The organism is Streptomyces litchfieldiae (assembly GCF_031845365.1).
In the GTDB taxonomy this organism is placed as follows: Bacteria; Actinomycetota; Actinomycetes; order Streptomycetales; family Streptomycetaceae; genus Streptomyces; species Streptomyces litchfieldiae.
On record NZ_JAVREL010000016.1, the window covers coordinates 91,705 to 112,490 of the forward strand.

The window sequence follows — 20,786 nt, forward strand, 5'->3', positions numbered from 1 at the left end:
AGGTGATGAACTCATGACCGTCCTGGTGCTGACCCGCCCTGTGATGGACGCCGTTTCCGACCTTGTGATCGAAGAACTGAACCGCCGCTCGGTGCCCGTTCACCGGATGGATCCCGGGGACTTCCCCGAGAGCATCGCCATCACGGCGCGCATCGGTCCGGACCAGCGCGACTGGCAGGGTATCTGGCGCGGTCAGCACCGGGACATGAACCTTCAGTCAGTTACCGCCGTTTACTACCGTCGCCCCGGTCCCTTCCGCTTGCACTCGGGTCTTTCGCCCGGCGACGCGGAGTGGGCGCGGGCCGAAGCCCGTGCCGGGTTCAGCGGAGTCCTGTCCTCGTTGCGCTGCCTGTGGGTGAACCACCCCCGGCACAACGCCGCCGCGGAAGTGGCCCCGGTGGCGCTGGCGACTGCCCTGCGGTGCGGACTGCCAGTGCCGGCCACGCTCATCACCAACGACCCTTTGCGAGCCCGGGAATTCGCCGGCGCGCTGCCGGGACGCGTGGCGGCATACAAGCCCCTCGACGCGGCTGGCCCTCGCGCCGCGGAGGGGGAGCAGCAGTCGGTGTGGACGAACAAGGTCCGTGCGGAGGAGCTGACCGATGATCTGGCGCTCACCGCGCACTTGTTCCAACAGTGGATCGACAAGCAGTACGAGGTGCGGCTGACGGCCGTGGACGGCCGCATGTTCGCGGCCGAGATACACGCGGGCTCCGAAGCTTCGCGCATTGATTTCCGGCGCGATTACGCGTCGCTCACCTACCGCGTCTGTCCGGTGCCCGCGAACATCGCCCGAGGAGTACGTGAGCTGATGCGTGCCTTCGGACTGCGATACGCGGCGTTGGACTTCCTCGTTGATGACAGCGACGACTGGTACCTGGTCGATCTGAACCCCAACGGACAATTCGGCTTCATTTCCGAACTCCGACAACCCATCGCGCACGCGCTCGCCGACGTGCTGGAAGGAGCCACCCGATGATGACCCCCGCCGCTTCCCAGGACGCACGTAACCGCATGACCGCGGCCATGGCCTCGGGCGGTGCCTTGTCCTCTCCCGCCTGGACCACCGCCTTCGCCAGCGTTCCCCGCGAGGTTTTCGCCCCCTCGTTCTCCCTCCACACCGAGGACGGCGAGCGGACCTACCACCAGGAGAGCCCCGAGTTCCTGGACGCCTGCTACACCGACACCAGTCTCATCACACAGCGGGACACCGCGGGAACGCCCATCAGCTCCTCCAGTGCCCCCTCGCTCATGGCCCGGATGCTCGAAGCGTTCACCGTCTCGCGAGGTGACCGGGTTCTCGAAATCGGCACGGGCACCGGATACAACACCGCCCTTCTCTGCCACCACCTGGGAAGTGACAGCGTGACCAGTGTGGACATCGACCCGGGGCTCACGGTGGCGGCCCGGGACAAGCTCGCGCGACTGGGCTATGGGCCGACGATCAACACCGGTGACGGCACGGCGGGTTATCAGGAACGGGCCCCCTACGACGGCATCCTCGCCACCTGCGGGGTCCGGCGCATCCCCGCCGCCTGGCTCGCACAGACCCGGCCCGGCGGCATCATCGTGACCAACATCGGCACGGGAATCGTCCGCCTCACCGTGGAGGGAAACGGCGCCGCAGCGGGCGCCTTCCTGCCCGACAGCGCTTCCTTCATGATCGCCCGCCCTGCCGCGGACCACGTCGCGCACACCGCTCCCGCCTACACGGGGCTCATCATGAACGCCGAGGGCCGCTCACGGACCCAGCCCATCCCCGAAGTATCCGACGGGGCCGGCGATTACCTGGACGACCTCATGCGTGCCGAGGCGCTGGAAGTGAGCCTCAATCAACTGGGCGTTCTGGCGATGACGCTTATCGACAAGGAGCGGGGGCGGAAGATCTGCGGACTCATCCACCCCGCCACGAGTTCATGGGCTCGCGTCACCCTGGCCGGCGAGACCACCGTGACCATCGAGCACGGCGGCCCGCTGGACCTGGCGGCCGAGCGGCTGGAACTCTTCGCCCAGTGGATCCGCGCCGGTCGGCCCGGCCCCGGCAACTACGGCCTCGCGGTCGGGACGGACGGCGTTCACACACTCTGGCGAGACGCCGAAACGGACCGGCAGAGCTGGGTCCTCCCGAGCTGATTCACGCGCATCATCAATGGCCGTGGGGCCGCCCGGGAACCCGGGCGGCCCCACCCCAGCCCCGGTCAGCTCCGCGCGGCCAGCCGCGCGACCCGGGCGCCCAGGTGGCGGCCCGTCTCGATGTCCGCCTTGGTGACCGTCTCGGGGCCCTCGTCGATGTTCGCCTGCGCCGCGGCGCCGAGGTAGAAGCCGAGGCGGTTGAGGTCGTTCTCCGAGCCGGTGGAGGAGTTCCAGCCCGGCAGCAGACCCAGGCTGATCCACTGCATGCCGTGCTGCGCCGCCAGGACGGCGAAGTACTGGAGCGTGTGCAGCTTGTCGCCGCTCTTGGCGCCCGAGACCGTGAAGCCCGCGGCCAGCTTGTCCTGCCAGGCCCGCTCCGCCCACCGCGGCGAGGTGGCCTCGGCGAACGCGTGGAACGCGGCCGACGCCGAGCCCATATAGGTCGGGGCGCCGAAGACGATGGCGTCCGCGGCGTCGAGCGCGGCCCACTGCTCGTCGGTGATGGACTCCACCGCGATCAGTGTCACCTCCGCGCCGGCGTCCGCAGCGCCCTGGTGAACGGCGTTGGCCAGCACCGTCGTGTGGCCGTAGCCGGAGTGGTAGGCGATGGCCACACGAGGGCCGGTCGCGCCGGTCATGGTTGTCTCCCGTCGGTGGGGGTCAGGACGCGCTCCAGCTCGGCGCCGAGGTGGCGCACGTCCGCCTCGTGGCCGTGCGCGGCGATGTGCCCGTCCGGCCGGATCAGATAAAAGCCCGGTGCCAGGCAGCCGGTGACCGCCGCCTCCGAGCGGCGCAGCCGCACATGGCGCAGTCCGGGCCAGCGCGCGGTGACGCGTTCGACGCGGTCGGCCAGGTCGCCGTGGTGAGCGGCCGGCAGCACCACCACCGTCCACTCCGGGATCCCCGCGTTCGGGCCCGCGAAGCCGCAGGCCACGGCGAGTTCGCGCGGGAAGACCATGCCGTCCCGCAGCCGCCCGGGCACGCCGCGCAGCAGCCGGCAGCGGGTCCGCCCGGCCGGCACCTGCGTCGGCCGGGTGGGGGAGTACCGCACGCGCCGCCCCGCCATCACGGGGAAGACGAACCGCGGCACCACGCCGGTGCGGCCGGCCAGCTTGAACGCGGCGTCGCGCGCCACGATCCGGGCCCGGCTGCCCGCCATCCACGCGCGGGTCTGCCGGTCGGTGTCCGCGACGATGCGGTCGGTCGCCTCGGCCCGCTCCCGGCCGTAGTCGGCCAGCAGCGACGACGGCGAGGCGCCGGAGAGCACCGCGGCCAGCTTCCAGGCCAGGTTGTAGCCGTCCTGAAGGCCGTTGTTCATGCCCTGCCCGCCGGCCGGGCTGTGCACGTGGGCCGCGTCGCCGGCCAGGAACACCCGGCCGCGCTGGTACTCGGTGGCCGTCCGCGCGTGCACCCGGTACACCGTCTGCCACACCGGGTCGGTGATCGTGACCCCGCCCGGCCCGCGTTCGTCCAGCAGCCGCTGCATCATGGGCGCGCTCACCTCGGCGCCCTGCCGCGGCATCACGGACAGGATGCGGAACATCCCGTCCGGCAGCGGGGCGATCATCAGGGTGCCGGTGGGCGCCTGGTAGTACAGCAACTGGTCCGGCGGCAGATGCCCCGACACATGCGTGTCGATCAGCGCGAACGACAGCTCGTAGGTGCTGCCCTGGAAGCCGATGCCCAGCGCGCCGCGCACGGTGCTGGCCGCGCCGTCCGCGCCGATCACATACGAGGCGCGCTGCCGCCGCACCCCTGCGTCGCCGTGCTCCAGCACCGCGGTGACGCCGTCGGTGGCGTCGATCCGGCCGCTGAAGTCGACGTCGTCGAACGTGAGGAGCCGCACGCCGCGTTCGATCTTGCCGCCCAGCGAGTGCAGCCGTTCGGTGAGGACGCGCTCCGTCTCGTACTGCGGCAGGTGCAGCGGGCGCAGCCCCTCGGGGATGGGGTAGGAGGCCAGCGGCCGGCCGTCGGAGAAGTAGCTGAACCCGCGCACCGGCACCCCGGCGCGGCGCACCGCGTCGCCCACGCCCAGGTCCGTCAGCAGGTCCAGCGCGCGCGGCCACAGCGCCAGCGCCTTGGGCACCGTGGCCGCCTGGGGCGCGCGGTCCACCAGCCGGACGCTGACCCCGCGCCGCAGCAGCTCGCACGCCGTGAACAGGCCCGTGGGGCCCGCCCCGACGATGAGCACATCGAGGTCGCCGCTCACGCCTGCGGCTCCAGGCGCTCCTTGAGCCGCCGGGCCAGCTCGATGCGCTGCACCTTCATCGTGGCGGTGCGCGGCAGTTCGGCCAGCGGCATCTGGATGGGGTCGGCGAGCTGCGGGAACTCGGCGACGGCCCGGCGCCAGCGGTCCAGGTCCAGCGGCACGTTGTCCTTGGTGCACACCACGGGCAGCGGCTCCTTGCTGGGGCCGGGCACCAGGACCAGCTCGATCAGCTCCTCCATGCGGCCCAGGACGGCGTCCTCGACCTCAAGGGTGCTGTCCACGTTGGGGATGACGTCCACCGCGCGGTCCAGCACGTGCACCCGGCCCAGCCGGTCGCGGTAGCCGACGTCGCCGGTGCGCCACCATTTGCCGTTCAGCTCCTTGCGGTAACGCTCCTCCTCCGCGAAGTAGTTGACGGCCCGTCCGTCGGTGAGCACCTCGATGAAGCCGGGCGTCTTCTTCGTCGGGCGCTGCCCGTCGCGCGGCACGACCCGCACATGGGTCATGCCGGGCAGCGGGTAGCCCAGGCAGCGGCCGTTGGCCTTGTGCGCGTTCTTCTGGCTGTACCAGCGGGCGACCAGCGGGCCGCACTCGCTCTGTCCGTAGAACTGGAAGAACAGCGGCTTCCGGCGCTTGGAGGCCGACAGCAGCCGGTGGATGGTCGGCGGGTGGATCGCGTCGAACGTCCCGCTGTAGTACTTGACGTTGGCCAGCGGCTTCAGCGGGTGGTCGACCAACTCCTCCCACTCCATGAAGGAGTTGGGGTGGGTCTCCACGATGCCGGGGCGGTGCCGGGCGAACAGCGGCGCGACGTTCTCCGGCTCGCCGTGCTCGACGACCACCACGGGCTTGCCCCGGTCCAGCATGACGGCCATCGCCATGTACATCCGGGAGTGCACGAACGAGACGTGGATGGCGTAGGTCTCCGGCTTGCGGATGAGCCGGACCAACTGCTCCTGCGGGCGGTAACGGCCGCGCAGCGACAGCGCCGTGTGCACGACCAGCTTGGGGATGCCGGTGGTGCCGGAGGTGTGCGTCATCAGCGCCGGGGCGTCCCCGGCCAGCAGCACCGGCTCGCGGCGCGGCGAGCCGGCCAGCTTGGCCAGCGACACCGTGTCCTCGCGCGATCCGTCGGGCACGATGACGGTGGACGTCAGCTCGGCGGGCCGGGCGTCGGCCAGCTCGTTCGCCAACTTGCCCTCGTCGGTCACGAGATGCGGCCGCTTCAGCCGCTTGAGCAGCGCGACGACCGTGTTCCCGTCCAGCGCCGGGGACAGCAGCGCGGGGACGGCGCCGAGCCGCGCGGCGGCGCAGGCCAGCACGTAGATGTCGAAGTTGTGCGCCTTGTACAGCGCGATGTGCTCGCCGGCGCGGACCCCGGCGGCCCACAGCCGGGCGGCCATGTCGTCCACGAGATCGGCCAGTTGGGCCACGGTCAACTGGCGGCCGGCCTCGGGCGCGGCGTCCATGTCGTGGTCCAGGGTGACGGGCGAATGGGGGTGCTTCGCCGCCGCCCTCTCGGGCACCATGCCCAGATAGAGACCGTTCCTACTGGCCGGGATGTGGAGCACCATATTGCCTCCTCAAGGATAAGAGCGGGAAAACGGTCCCTGTCCGGAGAGCGTCCATGCCCTGTGTCAGGAAGCCGCCAAGTGCTGCCGAAGCAGGGATGCCTCTTCGGGGGTGAGGCGGATGTCGAATACGTCGCGCAGGACCTGTACGGCCTGCGCGTCGGTCTTTTCCACGCGCTCGGTCCGGCCGTCCGGATACGAGGTGACAAACTGTCGTTCCCTGAGCAGGTACCGCACGTTTTCCGTGCCGCGCATCACGATGAGCTTGCCGACAAAAGTGGAGCGCGTGCTGTGCGTCGTGTAGTAGTTGGTCGCCTCGAAATCGACCGCGAAGTGCCGCTCGTCGCGGAAGGAGTACAGGTCGAACCAGTCGTCCGGATGCAGCGATTGGAGGAGCCACTGATCGGCCTCCCGCACCACCCGCCACGTCCAGTCCCCGGCCTTTGCGATCGAACCCGGGAAAAGCGGGATCGGCTCGATCAGCCCCTCGTCCCCGAACCCGACGTCGGCCAGCCACGGCTCGTTCCCCACCGTGACCACGAGCGCCGCGTGCGCCCGGTACCTGAGCTGCCGGGTCCCGCGCCGCACCCGGGCGAGCTGCCGGCTGACCCGGAAGCCGAACCGCTCCAGGACACCGGCGAAGAGCAGGTTGTGCTCGTAGCAGTATCCGCCGCGGCCGGCGGTCACCAGTTTGCGCTGGAGATCTGTCATATCCAGCGAGACGCCGCGTTCCAGGACCACATCAATATTCTCGAACGCGATGGTTCCCCGGTGCGCGCGATGCAGGGCGAGGAAGGTCTCCCGGGTGGCGTCCCGGGGGCCGTCGTAGCCGATGCGCCGCAGATAGGCGTCGGGATCGATTGACTCGGTCCCCCAGTCGTTCGAGGAATCCGGAGAGGCGGCCGGCAAGGTTTCTTCCGCGGACATTGGCAGAAGCCCTCCGTCGGTGAGGTCAGCACATCACGGGCTCGAAATCCTCATCCGGCGGAAGAAGAGGGGTCAACGATTCACCAGGCAATCCGTCAAGTGACAAGAAAATCGAGACAATTGTCCGAATGATTCCTGATGTGATTCCCGTGACTTGATGGATTACCTCTCACCTGACGAAGTCCGGTGCTTTCTGTTGGACGCTCGCGGTCTGCCACCGCAGGATCATCACACGACGCTTAGGGAGCGCTTAAGCCATGACAAAGTCAGTCGTAAGCACCAGCGCGGGAAGCATCGCCGGAACGCGGGAGCAGGGACTCCACGTGTTCCGCGGCGTCCCCTATGCCGCGCCGCCCGTGGGCGAGTTGCGCTTCGCCTCCCCCCGGCAGCCGGCCCGCTGGAGCGGCGTGCGCGAAGCCTCGCGCTTCTCGCCTCCCTTCGTGCAGTCGAACGCGCCGGCCTCCGCCGAGGACGCGCTGTGCGCCAACGTCTGGACCCCCGACCCGGCCGGCACCCGGCCGGTGTTCCTCTACGTCCACGGCGGCGGCTGGCAGGTCGGTGCCGGCAGCGTCCCGACGTTCGACGGAGCCCGGCTGGCCGCGGCCGGGGACATCGTCGTCATCAACTTCAACTACCGGCTGGGCGTCTTCGGCTGGGGCCTGCACGACGAGCTCGCCGACCCGGACACCGGGCACTGCGCCAACTGGGGCCTCCAGGACCAGCGGGCCGCGCTGGAGTGGGTCCGGGAGAACGCCCGCGCCTTCGGCGGCGACCCGGACAACCTGACCCTGTGCGGCACCTCGGCCGGCGGCGCCACCGCCTGGCACCTGGCCCTGCTGCCCGAGCTACGCGGGAAGATACGGCGACTGGTCGCCATCAGCGCCGCCCACCCCCGGCAGCCGGCGTTCGCGCTCACCCGCGAGGACGCGGCCACCGTCTACGAGACGATCGCCACCCGGCTGGGCACCGACGTCAAGGGGCTGCGCGAGGTGCCGGCCGGCGCGCTGCACGAGGAGTGGCTGCGGACCTTCGCCGGCCCGCCCGGCGACCGCCTGGTGGGCAGCGGACGCGAATACCGCGGACCCGTGCTCGACGGCCGCACCGTGACCGCGTACGCGCACGAACTGCCCACGCCCGACATCCCGTTGATGACGGTCTACAACACCACCGAGGGATCGTTCTTCACCGACCCGCTCTCGCCGTCCTTCCCGCCCGCGCCCCCGGCGCCGGCGGACGAGGCCGAGCTGCGCGGGGCCGTGCGCGGCGTGCTGGAGAAGCTGACGCCGCACGTCCCCGACCAGCGGGTCACCGCCTGCCTGGCCGCCTACCGGGAAGCAGCCCGGGCCGAGGGGCTGGCCGACGATCCCCGTTCCCTGTGGACCGAGATCTGGGGCGACGGACTCTTCCGGCACCCGATCACGGAGCTGGCCGAACGGCACGCCAGGACCGGCCGGACTCCCCAGTACGTCATGGAGTTCACCCACCCGACACGTCCCCCGCACTTCGGGACCCCCCACGACGCGACCTCGAAGTTCCTGTTCGGGTCGCACGGGACGCCCGAAAACGTCAAGCAGTTCGGCGATGGTCCCCTCGAACGCCGCGTCTCCCGAATCTTCGCCGAGCTCGTGGCCTCCTTCGTCCGCGACGGCGCCCCCGGTGGCACGAGCGTCCCCGAGTGGCCGGTCTTCTCCCCGGACCGACCGAGCACGCTGGTCCTGGGCGGAGAGCGGGTGGCACACATCGCAACCACGCCCAAGCGGCGACAACTGCGGTTCTGGGACGAGGCCGGCAGTCTCCTCTGACCCGGCCGTCCGCAGCCGCGAGGGCTCCGCATTCCCCCTTCCAGGAGACTCCAGTGGACGAGATCACGCGTCACATCCGCTCCAGGCCGGCCCGACAGCAACCGGAGTGGCACGCCGCCGTGCCCGTTGAGCAGGTGCGGGCGGAGCTGCGAAGTCGTCCCGCGCTGATCAGGGCGGGTGACCTGTGGGCGCTGCGCTCACTGCTCAGCCGGGTGGTCGACGACGAGGCCCAGGTGGTGCAGTCCGGCGACTGCGCCGAGGACCCCGAAGAGTGCACCAAGGGCTACATCGCCCGCAAGGCGGGGCTGCTCGACCTGCTCGCCGGTGCCATGCGCATGGCCACACACAAGCCCGTGGTCCGCGTGGGCCGCATCGCCGGCCAGTTCGCCAAGCCCCGCTCCAGCCCGACCGAACGCGTCGGTGACCTCGAACTCCCCGTGTTCCGCGGCCACATGGTCAACAGCCCGGAGCCCGACCCGGTCAGCAGGCAGCCCGACCCGCGGCGCATGCTCGACTGCTACACCGCCGCCGCCGAGGCCATGGAACACCTCGGGTGGCACGAGCCCGAGGGCCAGGACGCCATCGGCCCCCGCGTGTGGACCAGCCACGAGGCGCTGCTGCTGGACTATGAGATCCCGCTGACGCGCCGCGACGAGGAGGGCCGCCTCTTCATCAGCTCCACCCACTGGCCCTGGATCGGCGAGCGCACCAACCAGGTGGACGGCGCGCACGTCGCCCTGCTGGCCGAGGTCGTCAACCCGGTGTCCCTGAAGGTCGGCCCCACCATGGAGCCCGGGACCCTGCTCCGGCTGTGCGAACGCCTCGACCCGCACCGGGAGAAGGGCCGCCTCACGCTGATCTCCCGCATGGGCGCCGACACCGTGCTGCGGCGGCTGCCGCCGCTGGTGGCGGCCGTCCGGGCGGCCGGCCACCCGGCGATCTGGCTGTGCGACCCGATGCACGGGAACACGGTCACCACCGGCGAGGGGCTGAAGACCCGGTACCTGGAGGTCCTCCAGCGGGAGATCCACAACTTCCAGTGCGCCGTCCGCACCCAGGGCGGCATCGCGGGCGGTCTGCACCTGGAGACCACGCCCGACGAGGTGACCGAATGCTGCACCACCTCGGCCGACGAGGGCCGGGTCGGAGACAAGTACACGAGCTTCTGCGACCCGCGCCTCAACCCCCATCAGGCGATATCCGCGATCAGCGCCTGGCAGGGCTGATGAGACCGACACGTCCCCGTGCACACAAGGAGGTTGACCTCGTGACTCCGCTCCCCCACCCGAAGGAGGGGGGCTTCCAGCCCGAAGGCTGCGGTCCAGCCCGAACCGATCCCTTTCGGGACGAAGAGAAATTACCACAGGCCAGGGAAGCGATTCCCCCACTGGCTGAAGCCGGTGGTCCCCTCGCTAGGAGACTCATGGAGCAGCGGGTCGCAATAGTCACCGGAGCGGCGGGCGGCATCGGCGCCGCCATCGTCAGGAGGCTCGGTGAGCGTGGCATCGCCGTGGCCGCCGTGGACGTCCGCGTCACCGAGCTGGAGGAGCTCGCCGAGAAGCTGACCGCGGACGGCCTGACCGTCGCGGCACTGCCCGCCGAGGTCTCCCGGGCCGCCGACGCCGAGGCCGTCGTCGACGCCGCCGAGGAGCGGCTCGGCCCGGTGGAGTACCTGGTCAACGGCGCCGGTGTGCTGCGCCTCGGCATCGTCGACGAGTTCAACCCCGACGACTGGTACACGACGTTCGCCGTCAACGCGACCGGCGTGTTCCTCATGTCGCAGGCCGTCGTCCGCCGCATGGTGCCGCGCCGCCGCGGCGCCATCGTCACTGTGGCGTCCAACGCGGCCAGCACGCCGCGCAGCGGCATGGCCGCCTACGCCGCGTCCAAGGCCGCGGCGCGCATGTTCACCAAGAGCCTGGGCCTGGAGGTCGCCAAGTACGGCATCCGCTGCAACGTGGTGGCGCCCGGCTCCACCGACACCCCGATGCTGCGTTCGATGTGGAAGGACGCCTCGGGCCCCAAGGACACCATCGAGGGCAAGCCGGAGGCGTTCCGGGTGGGCATCCCGCTCGGCAAGCTCGCGCTCCCCACGGACGTCGCCGACGCCGTCGACTTCCTCCTCTCCGACCGGGCCTCCCACATCACGCTGCACGACCTGACGGTGGACGGCGGCGCCGGCCTCGGCGCTTAGGGCGTATCCGCAAGATCCCGTCTATCCCGCGACGCCTGGCACGCACGCTCGCTGCGTTGCCGAATCGCGCGAGTACGACCAAGTACGAGCTGCGATCCGGCGCCTTGCGATCGCACGCACCAGACGCCGCGGGCGTGCGACGCGACCTTGCGGACACGCCCTACCGCGCTCCCGGCAAGCAGAACGAACAGGAAGAGACATTCATGAGATTTCCGGCCGGCATCCCCGCCGTCGAGCGCTATGCCATGCCGACGGCGGACGAGGTGCCCGAGAACGTCGCGGGGTGGCGGCTCCACCCGGACCGCGCGGTGCTTCTCATCCATGACATGCAGCGGTTCTTCCTGCGGCCGCTGCCGCAGGACGGCCCCCGCGGGGAACTGATCGCGAACGCCGCGCGGCTGCGGGAGGCGGCCCAGGAGCTGGGCATCCCGGTCGCCTACACCGCCCAGCCCGGCAGCATGACCCCTGAACAGCGCGGTCTGCTCCGGGACTTCTGGGGCCCGGGCATGCGCGCCGACCCGGCCGACCGGCCGGTGGTGGACGAGTTGGCCCCGGCCCCGCACGACTGGGTGTTCACCAAGTGGCGCTACAGCGCGTTCCACCGCTCCGACCTGCTGGCGCGGATGCGCGCGCGGGGCCGCGACCAGCTCGTCGTGTGCGGGGTGTACGCGCACGTCGGGATCCTCACCACCGCCCTGGAGGCGTTCACCCACGACATCCAGCCCTTCCTCGCCGCGGACGCCGTCGCCGACTTCTCCCGGGAGCTGCACATGCTGACCCTGAACTACGCCGCCGGGCGCTGCGCCGTGGTGGCCCCCGCCGCGACGCTGCTCGGGCAGCTTCGCGGTGACCGCCCGGTGGCCGCGGCGGCCGACAGCCGGGGAGTGCCGGCATGAGCGCAACGACACGCGCGCCCGGCGGCGAGGACCTGCTGGATCGGGTGCTGGCGCTGCGGCCCGCCGCGTTCGCCCTGCTGCACCGGCCCGAACGCGCCCCCGGGGTCCTGGAGGTGCTGACCGGCGAGGTCGGTGAGTGCGACCGCCTCGCCGACCTGCCGGTCCCCGAACCGGTCGGCGGCGCGCCGCGCCACGACCTGCTGACGGTCGTGCCCTACCGGCAGATCGCCGAGCGCGGCTTCGCCGGCGCGGACGACGGCGCGCCGCTGCTGGCGCTGCGCGTCGCCGAGCAGGAGACGGTGCCGCTGACGGACGCGCTGACCCGCATCCCGGACGTGCCGATCCGGCTGTCCGGCGGGCACTTCGACATCGAGGACGCGGAGTACGCGGACATCGTGCGCCGGGTCGTCGCCGACGAGATCGGCGTCGGCGAGGGCGCGAACTTCGTCATCAAGCGCTCCTTCATCACCGACATCGAGGGCTACACGCCGCGCGAGGCGCTGGTCTTCTTCCGCCGGCTGCTGGAGCAGGAGTCCAACGCCTACTGGACGTTCCTGGTGCACCTGGGCGACCGCACGTTCGTCGGCGCCTCCCCGGAGCGGCACGTCAGCCTGCACCACGGCGCCGCCGTGATGAACCCGATCAGCGGCACCTACCGCTACCCGGCGTCCGGCCCGTCGCTGCCCCAGCTCATGGACTTCCTCGCCGACCGCAAGGAGGCCGACGAGCTGTACATGGTGGTCGACGAGGAACTGAAGATGATGGCCCGGATCTGCGACGAGGGCGCCCGCATGTCCGGCCCCTACCTCAAGGAGATGGCCCGCCTCGCGCACACCGAGTACCTGCTGGAGGGCCGCAGCACCCGGGACCCGCGCGACATCCTGCGCGAGACGATGTTCGCGCCGACCGTCACCGGCAGCCCGCTGGAGAGCGCCTGCCGCGTCATCAACCGCTACGAGCCGCACGGCCGCGGCTACTACAGCGGCGTGATGGCGCTGATCGGACAGGACGAACACGGCGGCCGGGCGCTGGACTCCGCGATCCTCATCCGCACCGCGGACATCGACCGCGGCGGCCGGGTGAACATCGGCGTGGGCGCCACGCTCGTGCGCCACTCCAACCCCGAATCGGAGGTCGCCGAGACCGCCGCCAAGGCCGCCGGGCTGATCGCCGCCCTGGAGTCCGGCGGCGCCGAGCGCTTCCACCGCCATCCCCACGTGCTGACGGCGCTGGCCGACCGCAACACGCACCTGGCCGGGTTCTGGCTGGGCGAGGACGCGGGGGAGGAGGCCATCCTCCCCCAGACTCCGTCCGGGGGGACCCCCAGTGCCGTCCCGGCCGAACTGGCCGGCCGGCGCGTGCTGATCGTGGACAACGAGGACACGTTCACCGCGATGATGGCCCACCAGCTCCGGTCGCTGGACCTCGCGGTGACCGTCCGCCGCTTCGACGAGCCCTACGCGTTCGACGGGCACGAACTCGTGGTGATGGGGCCGGGGCCCGGCGACCCCCGGGCCACCGGCGATCCCCGGATCGCGGCGGCGCGCGCCGCGGTGCGCGTGCTGCTGGAGGAACGGCGGCCGTTCCTCGCCGTCTGCCTGAGCCATCAGGTGCTCAGCCTGACGCTGGGCCTGGACGTGGAGCCGCGGCGCCCGCCCAACCAGGGCGTGCAGAAGGAGATCGACCTGTTCGGCGCGCGTGAACGCGTCGGTTTCTACAACACGTTCACCGCGCGCTGCGCCGACGACAAGTTCGAGGCCGACGGTGTGGGCACGGTCGAGGTCTGCCGGGACCCGGACAGTGGCGATGTGCACGCGCTGCGCGGTCCGCGTTTCGCGTCGATGCAGTTCCACGCGGAATCCGTACTCACGCAGAACGGCCCGCGGATCACCGGTTCGTTCCTGCGCGGTCTGCTGTAGTTGGCGGCGCGGTAAACGGACTTGATGAATTGCTGCGCCGCACCGGTTTCACTTGACAGAGTGCCGGTCCCGGCATTGGTTCGGCTCTCGATCCATTGCACGATCGGAGAGCCTACGAACATTGAGGAGCCGGGTTGATGAGCGCAGCGAAGGAAAGTCTCCAGACCCCAACTCGCATCGGCGTCCTGGGGATCGGCTCGTACCTTCCGTCCCATGTGATTACGAACGATGTGATCGCGGGGCCGGCGGGTGTCACGGAAGAGTGGATCGTCGAGAAGACCGGAATAGAAACCCGCCGCCGGGTGAAGCCCGACGAGGCGACGTCCGATCTCGCGCTGTACGCGGCCAGGGCGGCGCTGGAGGACGCCGGCGTCCAGGCGGCCGACCTCTCGTTGGTCATCGTCGGTACCGCGACCCCGGACGTGATCGGCCCGCCGGTCGCGTCCGCGGTCGCGCTCGCGCTGGAATGCCCGCAGACGACGGGGACGTTCGACATCCACGCCGCCTGCAGCGGCTTCCTCACCGCCATCACGATGGCGGAGAAGCAGCTTCGGGTGACGGGCGGATACGCCCTGGTCATCGGCGCGGACTCGTACAGCCGCTTCCTGAATCCGGCCGACCGCCGCACCGCGGCCCTGTGGGGCGACGGCGCCGGCGCGGTGGTGCTGGGCGCGGTCGAGGGCGAGAACGGCCGAGTGCTCGCGACGAAGCTGATGAACGCCGCGGTGGAGTTCGAGGTCGGCGGCGTCATGGGCGGCGGCAGCCGGCAGCCCGCCTCGTACGAGACGGTCGACGAGGGCCTGCACTACGTGTCGATGCAGGGCCGCCGCATCCGGCAGATCTTCGAGGACAACGTCCCCCCGATGGCCGCCGCGTTCCTGGAGGAGGCCGGCGTCACCCTGGACGACATCGACCACGTCGTTCCGCACCAGGGAAATCTGCGGATGGTGGAGAGTGTCGAAACCCTGCTGGGGCTGACCCATACCCGTCTGCACGCCACCGCGGGGGAGTACGGAAACACCGGATCGGCCTCCACGCCGATCACCCTGGACCAGGCGGTGCGGAATGGCTCCGTCAAGTCCGGCGACACCGTTCTGATGTTCGCCATCGGCACGGGCATGACCTTCGCCTTCGTGCTGCTGCGCTGGAAATGACGGAGGAAGAAATCATGGGCGACTTCGATTTCGACGTCGACGCGTACCTCGAAAGGATTGGCGCCGAACGCCCCAAGCGGGTGGACTACGAGGCGCTGTGCTACTTGCAGGAACGGCACATGATGTCCGTTCCGTTCGAGACCGTCGATCTCATTCTCAAGGAATTCCCGAGCCTCCGCGACGAGCAGCTCTACGACAAGATCGTGCGCCGGCGCCGGGGCGGCGGCTGCGGTGAGCTCAACACCGCCTTCGCCCTGTTGCTGAAGGGGCTCGGCTACCCGGTCACCATCCTGGGGGCCCGCGTGCTGCACAACGGCAAGCACGCGTTCCACGGCCAGTTCATGGGCCACATGGTGCTCCGCGTCGAGCTGGACCAGCCCTACCTGGTCGACGTCGGCTTCCGCTGGGCCAGCCGCAAGCCGCTGCGGCTGCGCGGCCGGGGCGTCCAGAAGGACGCGCACGGCGAGTACGAGCTGTTCTACAGCCCGGACGGCGACCTGGAGATGGTGCACAACGGCGTGCTGCGGTGGCGCGCGGAGATGCACCCGCGCGAGATCGAGGACTTCGACGGCCCGCTGTGGTTCCTGTGGACCTCGCCCGACGCGCCGGCGACCACCCAGTTGTGGGCCTCCATCGTGACCCCCGGCGGCCGGGTGTCGATGTTCAACCGCGTCCTGACGGAGTACGAGAACGGCGAGCGCAAGTTCTCCCGGGTGCTGGAGGACGACGCGGAGTTCCTGCAGAAGTTCGAGACGCTGTACGGCATCAGGCTCGACGCGGTGCCCGACCTGCCGGTCACCACCGAGGGAGTCTGATGAGCGGCGGCCGATTCCGCCCGGAAGGGGAGGCGCAGTGAGCAAGGTGCGTTGGGGACTGCTGGTCACCGAGGGTTATGCCAACGTCGCGATGGCGGCGAACGCGAAGTCGGAGACCACCGAGTTCGTCGCCGTGTGGGCCGGGGACGCCGAGCAGTCCCGGGAGTACGCCAAGGCCCATGGCATAGCCCGGAGCCACGGATCGGCCGAGGAGCTGCTGGCCGACGAGGAGGTCGACGCCGTCTTCGTCGCCCTGCACCCCGTCGACCACGTCGAGTGGACGATCAAGGCGCTCCAGGCGGGCAAGCACGCGATGTGCGAGAAGCCGATCGGCCTCTCCGTCGAGGACGTGGAACGCGTCTTCGACGCCGCGGAGGTGGCCGGACGACACTGCGTGGAGAGCGTGATGTTCCGCCACCACCCGCAGACGCGGCTGGCGAAGGAACTGGTGGACTCCGGCCGCATCGGCGACGTGATGTACGTGTACGTCGCCTGCACCGCCGCCGTGCCGCCCGACTACTTCCGCCGCTCCCGCGAGCTGGGCGGCGGCGCCATGCTCGACCTCGGTGTCTTCGCCGTCAGCGCCATCCGGTACTTCGCGGGCGAGCCCACCCGCGTGTACGCCGAGGAGGTGCGCCGGGGCCCCGGCGCCGCCGACCACAGCTTCTCCGCCACCCTGCGGCTGCCGAACGGTGTGCTGGGCCAGTTCGTGGTCGGCCAGGACCTGGCGCGGCGCGACTTCCTGCATATCGTGGGCACCAAGGGCCGGGTCGTCATCCCGCAGGCGTGGTTCCCGGTGAACCCGGAGTCGGTGGAAATCGATCTCCAGGGCCCCGTGCCGCTGCTGGAGTCGACGAAGGAGTACGTCCCCATCGACCCCGAGGGGATCTACCGGCTGGACGAGCCCTTCCACATCTCCCGGATCCAGTTCGACGAGGTCTCCTCGGCCCTGGCGGCGGGCACGGCGCCGCCCTTCGGCCGCGCCGAGGCCGTCGCCCAGGCCCGCGTGGTGGCGGCGCTCCAGCAGTCCGCCGCGGGCGCCGTACCCGTCGAGCTCACCTGAACCAGCCCGCGGCCCGACCGCGGCGCGCCCCGAAGCCGGTCCCGACGACCTCCCCCGTCGTCAGGGCCGGCTTCGTGTGTGTCCGGCCCCCAACACCCCTTCGGACAGGGGGCGTTGCCGCGACAACCATCGGCATAGGGGGTCGGGCCCCCCGGAGGTGGTCCGGGCACACCCCCCCGGACACGCATGGCACCCACTGCCACATTGGCGCCTCACCCATCGTGAGACCGGGAACGGAGCAGTGGCTTCCCACCCTGATTCCCCTCCGAAATCGGTGTCCCCCATACCTTGGGCACAGCCGCCTAAAAAGAAACACTGGAGGGGTACGAGAGCGAGTTCATCCAGCCAGCGGGGGTTTCGATGAGCGGTACAACTCTCATAGCGGAGCGCATTACTGACGACCTGCGGTCGCCGCTTCCCCATAGTTCGTGGTGGGATGACGGTGCCCTGGCCGAGCTGGGTTCCGTACTCTTTGCGTCACTTCCCCGAAGTGATCAACGCCGAAAGGGTATGGACTACCTACGCGGGCTGCTGGGCGTGCGGGGACGCAGGTCGATCCGGAACATCGCGACGCTGTTGGGCGGCTCGGCCACCGAGCAGAGCCTGCACCACTTCGTTTGCAGTTCGACATGGGACTGGGGTCCGGTGCGTCAGGCGCTGGCCCGTCATCTGGTCGGCAATACGCCGCCACTTGCCTGGGTCGTGCAGCCGATGGTCATTCCCAAGGCCGGTGAGAATTCGGTGGGAGTGGACCGGCAGTATGTCCCGGAAGTCGGTCGAATTCTTAATGCACAGCGCGCCGTCGGTATCTGGGCCGCGAACGAACAGGCCAGCAGTCCGGTCAACTGGCGGATTTATCTTTCGTCTTCCTGGCTCGAGGACGGCCCTCGCCGTCGTCAGGCGTCGATCCCCGAGCACCTGGACGCCAGGACCGCCGGCGACATGACCATCGACGCCTGTCTGGAGACGGCCGGGGAGTGGGGTCTGCCCACCCGGCCCGTCGTGGTGGACGCGAGGAGCATGGACATTCCGACCCTGGTCCGGCGCTTCCGGGCGGCGGGCGTGCCCTTCCTGGCCCGGGTCAACAGCACCTTCCAGCTCACCGTGACCGACCCGGCGCGGCTGGGCCGGTCCACCGACATGCAGCCGGCCGGCCAGATCATGGTGGCCGAACGCAACCGGCTGCGGCCGGTGGTGTGGCGCGAGCACCACGGTGGCTCGACCACCATGCGGACCAATGTGGCCTTCGCCCTCCGGGTCCGGCTGCCGCACCAGGTCCACCGCGCCTCGGGCGCCGACTCGCTGGCCCTGCTGGGCGTGGGCGAGGACCGGCGGCGCTGGCCGACGGAGCTGTGGCTGACCGACATGACCGATGTGCCGCTGCCCGCCCTGGTGACCCGGAGCAAGCTCACCGCCCGGACCGAGCGCGACCTGCGGGACACCGCCGACCGGCTGGGGATCCGGGACTTCACCGGCCGCTCCTACAGCGGATGGCACCGCCACGTGACCCTGGCCTCCGCCGCGCACGTGGTGTCGGTACTGGGCAACACCGGCCGGCGCTGACCGGCCGCTCGGCCCCACGGATCATTCCCGTGGGGTGCTCCCCCGGGGAGCACCCCACGGGAACAACCGTGTGTGCGCGCTCAGATCTGGCGGAGCCGCCCGATGGTCTCCTCGGCGACCGCCACGCTGCCCTCCAGATAGGTGAGGAGCGCGTTGAGCTCGTTCGGCGAGTACTTCAGGCACAGGTCCATGCACCCCTCGACGAGCGGCTGGAAGGCGTTGGCCACCTTCACGCTCTCCTGGGTGGGGACGAGAATCACCTTGCGCCGGTCGACCGGGTCCCGCTCGCGCCTGACGTAGCCGTGGGCCTCCAGGCGGTCGATCACGCCCGTGATCGCGCCCGTCGTCAGTCCGGTGATACGGGCGAGGTCACCCGGCGTCAACGGCGCGTCCGGCGGCAGATCCTGCATGTACGTCAGGATCCAGGCATCGGTGGGATGGATCTCCAGCGACCGGGCGACCGCGCTGTTGAGCGAGATGGTGGACAGACCGAGCTTCTGCGCGGCGTCCATGATCTTTTGGAGCATGGCGTCCCTCTCCGGGTCCCCGGTGCTCCTTCCGGCCCGAGCGTGTAGGCCTGGCGCCTCGCTGGAGCCGGAGTCCGCCTCGAATCCCGTACTTGACATATGGCCTCGAAACCTCATAGCGTGTCACTATCTTAACTACTAAGAGAACTTATCATTGAGATGCCTTGCTGAAAAGATACTCCTTCGGAGAGAGGGCAGGAAGTCCTGATGAGCTCGCCCACCAAGGAAGCACTCGTCCCAGAGGCCGCCGACCCGCCGGATCCCAAGCGGTGGCTGGCCCTGGTCGTGGTGATCACGGCATCCTTCATGGATCTGCTGGACGTTACCATCGTCAATGTCGCCGTCCCGAGCATCCAGAGTGACCTCGGAGCGAGCTACGCGGCCGTCCAGTGGGTCACCGCCGGCTACACACTCGGCTTCGCCGCCGGCCTCATCACCGGTGGCCGGCTGGGTGACATCTACGGTCGCCGGCGGATGCTCATTCTCGGTATCACCGGCTTCACCATCGCCTCCCTGCTGTGTGGTGTGGCCACTTCGCCCGGCATGCTGATCACCGCGCGGCTGGTGCAGGGCATCGCCTCGGCGGTCATGATCCCGCAGGTCATCGCGATTATCCACGTCACCTTCCCGGCCCACGAGCGCGGGAAGGTCCTCGGCGTCTACGGCGCCATCGGCGGTCTGGCGCTGGTCTCCGGGCCGATCCTGGGCGGCATCTTCATCGACGCCGACCTCTTCGGCCTGGACTGGCGCCCGATCTTCCTCGTCAACGTGCCCATCGGCATCCTCGGTATCTTCACCGCGCTGGCGGTCATCCGCGAGTCGAAGTCGCCCAACCCGATGCGCCCCGACGTCGTCGGCGTGATCCTGGCCTCGGCCACCATCGGGATGTTCGTCTACCCGCTGGTGCAGGGCCACGAACTGGACTGGCCCGCCTGGGCGTTCGTCATGCTGGCCGGCTCCCTGGTGCTGTTCGTCGTCTTCATCGCCTACGAGCGCATGCTCACCGCCCGCGGCGGCTCGCCGCTGATCGTGCTGAGCCTGTTCAACTCCCGCTCCTTCACGGGCGGGTTCAGCGTCAACCTGCTGTTCAACGTCGGCTTCGGCGCGTTCTTCCTCATGTGGACGCTCTTCATGCAGATCGGCCTCGGCTGGTCCGCGATCCACGCCGGGCTCACGGGCATCCCCTTCTTCGTGGGCATGGCCGCGGCCGCCGGCATGGCCGTGCAGATGCTGACGCCGAAGTTCGGGCGCAACGTCCTGTTCGCCGGCGGCTTCCTGATGATCCTGGGCTCGCTGCTGTTCGTGTTCGTCAGCGACCGGTACGGCACGGACATCTCGTCCGCCCACATGATCGCGCCGCTGTTCGTCATCGGCCTCGGCATGGGATACGTCATCGCCACGGTGATCGACTTCGCCCTGTCCGACGTGCCGCACGAGCACGCGGGCGCCGGGTCCGGCGCGTTCAACACCACGCAGCAGCTCGGGAACTCGGTCGGTATCGCCATCATCGGCGTCATCTTCCTCTCCGCGCTGCCCGGCCAGTCGAGCGCCGGTGTGGACTTCGCCGAGCCGGGCATCCGCCAGGACTTCGCGGCGGTCGGCATCACCGAGCAGGTGCAGGACGACATCCTGGCCGGGTATCGGGTATGCGCCGAGGAGCGGGCCGAGGAGACGGACCCGACCGTCGTACCCGAGAGCTGCCTGGCCGGGCCGCCCTCGGGGGTCTCCGCGGCCCAGGCCGCGGATGTCGAGCGAATCATCCAGGAACACACGCCGGACGTGCAGGCGGAGACGTTCTCCCGGGCTTTCCGGATCGGGATGTACGCCATCGCCGGACTGTTCGTGCTCGTCACGCTGCTCATGGTGATGATGCCGAAATTTGCGCGACCCCAGGAGGTGTAGCTAGCGCAAATCCCTGAACTGGCCAACCCGCGGCGCGGACTGACGGTGCCCCCCGTCGCCGTCAGCACGCCCGCGGGTTGTGCCGCACGTAGAGCGCCGCCTCACCGGGGC

General features: G+C 70.1%; 17 protein-coding genes. 12 read left to right on the plus strand and 5 right to left on the minus strand.

Annotated elements, in window-relative coordinates:
• Positions 1 to 13: 13 nt before the first annotated feature.
• Together tgmB and RM590_RS24915 are read left to right on the plus strand one after the other, a co-directional pair.
• The gene (tgmB, locus tag RM590_RS24910) at positions 14 to 979 is read left to right on the plus strand and encodes an ATP-grasp ribosomal peptide maturase (protein WP_311706937.1); all 966 of its coding nucleotides are present in this window, start codon (positions 14 to 16) and stop codon (positions 977 to 979) included.
• On the plus strand, positions 976 to 2,133 hold the full coding sequence (locus RM590_RS24915; protein WP_311706938.1) for a methyltransferase domain-containing protein: 1,158 nt from the start codon (positions 976 to 978) through the stop codon (positions 2,131 to 2,133). Before tgmB ends, RM590_RS24915 begins: the two co-directional genes overlap by 4 nt.
• Positions 2,134 to 2,198: 65 nt before the next feature.
• On the opposite strand, the gene RM590_RS24920 is transcribed toward RM590_RS24915, so the two are convergent.
• From RM590_RS24920 to RM590_RS24935, 4 genes are all read right to left on the minus strand, one after another.
• Positions 2,199 to 2,771: a flavodoxin family protein gene (locus tag RM590_RS24920; protein ID WP_311706939.1), complete on the minus strand. Its 573-nt coding sequence runs from the start codon at positions 2,769 to 2,771 to the stop codon at positions 2,199 to 2,201.
• The gene (locus tag RM590_RS24925) at positions 2,768 to 4,342 is read right to left on the minus strand and encodes an FAD-dependent oxidoreductase (RefSeq protein ID WP_311706940.1); all 1,575 of its coding nucleotides are present in this window, start codon (positions 4,340 to 4,342) and stop codon (positions 2,768 to 2,770) included. Before RM590_RS24925 ends, RM590_RS24920 begins: the two co-directional genes overlap by 4 nt.
• Positions 4,339 to 5,916 carry a class I adenylate-forming enzyme family protein gene (locus RM590_RS24930; protein WP_311706941.1) on the minus strand — a complete coding sequence of 526 codons (1,578 nt, stop codon included), beginning with the start codon at positions 5,914 to 5,916 and terminating at the stop codon, positions 4,339 to 4,341. The genes RM590_RS24925 and RM590_RS24930 overlap by 4 nt, the downstream gene beginning before the upstream one ends.
• A gap of 63 nt (positions 5,917 to 5,979) precedes the next feature.
• Positions 5,980 to 6,840 (minus strand): arylamine N-acetyltransferase family protein, encoded by an 861-nt coding sequence (locus RM590_RS24935; RefSeq protein ID WP_311706942.1) that lies wholly within the window; start codon positions 6,838 to 6,840, stop codon positions 5,980 to 5,982.
• Positions 6,841 to 7,097: 257 nt separating this feature from the next.
• On the opposite strand from RM590_RS24935, the gene RM590_RS24940 reads away from it, so the two are divergent.
• The 9 genes from RM590_RS24940 to RM590_RS24980 all read left to right on the plus strand — a co-directional run bounded on the left by RM590_RS24940 (position 7,098) and on the right by RM590_RS24980 (position 18,246).
• Entirely contained in the window at positions 7,098 to 8,642 is a 1,545-nt protein-coding gene (locus RM590_RS24940) for a carboxylesterase family protein (protein ID WP_311706943.1), read from the plus strand.
• Positions 8,643 to 8,695: 53 nt separating this feature from the next.
• Positions 8,696 to 9,868, plus strand: a complete 1,173-nt coding sequence (locus RM590_RS24945; protein ID WP_311706944.1) for a 3-deoxy-7-phosphoheptulonate synthase — start codon at positions 8,696 to 8,698, stop codon at positions 9,866 to 9,868.
• Positions 9,869 to 10,065: 197 nt separating this feature from the next.
• On the plus strand, positions 10,066 to 10,836 hold the full coding sequence (locus tag RM590_RS24950; RefSeq protein WP_311706945.1) for a 2,3-dihydro-2,3-dihydroxybenzoate dehydrogenase: 771 nt from the start codon (positions 10,066 to 10,068) through the stop codon (positions 10,834 to 10,836).
• A 203-nt stretch (positions 10,837 to 11,039) separates the two neighbouring features.
• Complete coding sequence (locus tag RM590_RS24955) at positions 11,040 to 11,732, plus strand: isochorismatase family protein (RefSeq protein WP_311706946.1); 693 nt, start codon at positions 11,040 to 11,042, stop codon at positions 11,730 to 11,732.
• The gene (locus RM590_RS24960) at positions 11,729 to 13,651 is read left to right on the plus strand and encodes an anthranilate synthase family protein (RefSeq protein ID WP_311706947.1); all 1,923 of its coding nucleotides are present in this window, start codon (positions 11,729 to 11,731) and stop codon (positions 13,649 to 13,651) included. The genes RM590_RS24955 and RM590_RS24960 overlap by 4 nt, the downstream gene beginning before the upstream one ends.
• 137 nt (positions 13,652 to 13,788) lie before the next feature.
• Complete coding sequence (locus tag RM590_RS24965; protein ID WP_311706948.1) at positions 13,789 to 14,805, plus strand: 3-oxoacyl-ACP synthase III family protein; 1,017 nt, start codon at positions 13,789 to 13,791, stop codon at positions 14,803 to 14,805.
• A gap of 14 nt (positions 14,806 to 14,819) precedes the next feature.
• Positions 14,820 to 15,620, plus strand: coding sequence for an arylamine N-acetyltransferase family protein (locus RM590_RS24970; protein ID WP_311706949.1), 801 nt, complete (start codon positions 14,820 to 14,822; stop codon positions 15,618 to 15,620).
• 37 nt (positions 15,621 to 15,657) lie between these two features.
• Entirely contained in the window at positions 15,658 to 16,683 is a 1,026-nt protein-coding gene (locus RM590_RS24975) for a Gfo/Idh/MocA family protein (protein WP_311706950.1), read from the plus strand.
• A 360-nt stretch (positions 16,684 to 17,043) separates the two neighbouring features.
• Positions 17,044 to 18,246: an IS701 family transposase gene (locus tag RM590_RS24980; RefSeq protein WP_311706951.1), complete on the plus strand. Its 1,203-nt coding sequence runs from the start codon at positions 17,044 to 17,046 to the stop codon at positions 18,244 to 18,246.
• 80 nt (positions 18,247 to 18,326) lie between these two features.
• On the opposite strand, the gene RM590_RS24985 is transcribed toward RM590_RS24980, so the two are convergent.
• On the minus strand, positions 18,327 to 18,773 hold the full coding sequence (locus RM590_RS24985) for a MarR family winged helix-turn-helix transcriptional regulator (protein WP_311706952.1): 447 nt from the start codon (positions 18,771 to 18,773) through the stop codon (positions 18,327 to 18,329).
• Positions 18,774 to 18,980: 207 nt separating this feature from the next.
• Between RM590_RS24985 and RM590_RS24990 the strand changes: the two genes are divergently transcribed.
• Positions 18,981 to 20,675, plus strand: coding sequence for an MFS transporter (locus RM590_RS24990; protein WP_311706953.1), 1,695 nt, complete (start codon positions 18,981 to 18,983; stop codon positions 20,673 to 20,675).
• The last annotated feature ends 111 nt before the right edge of the window (positions 20,676 to 20,786 follow it).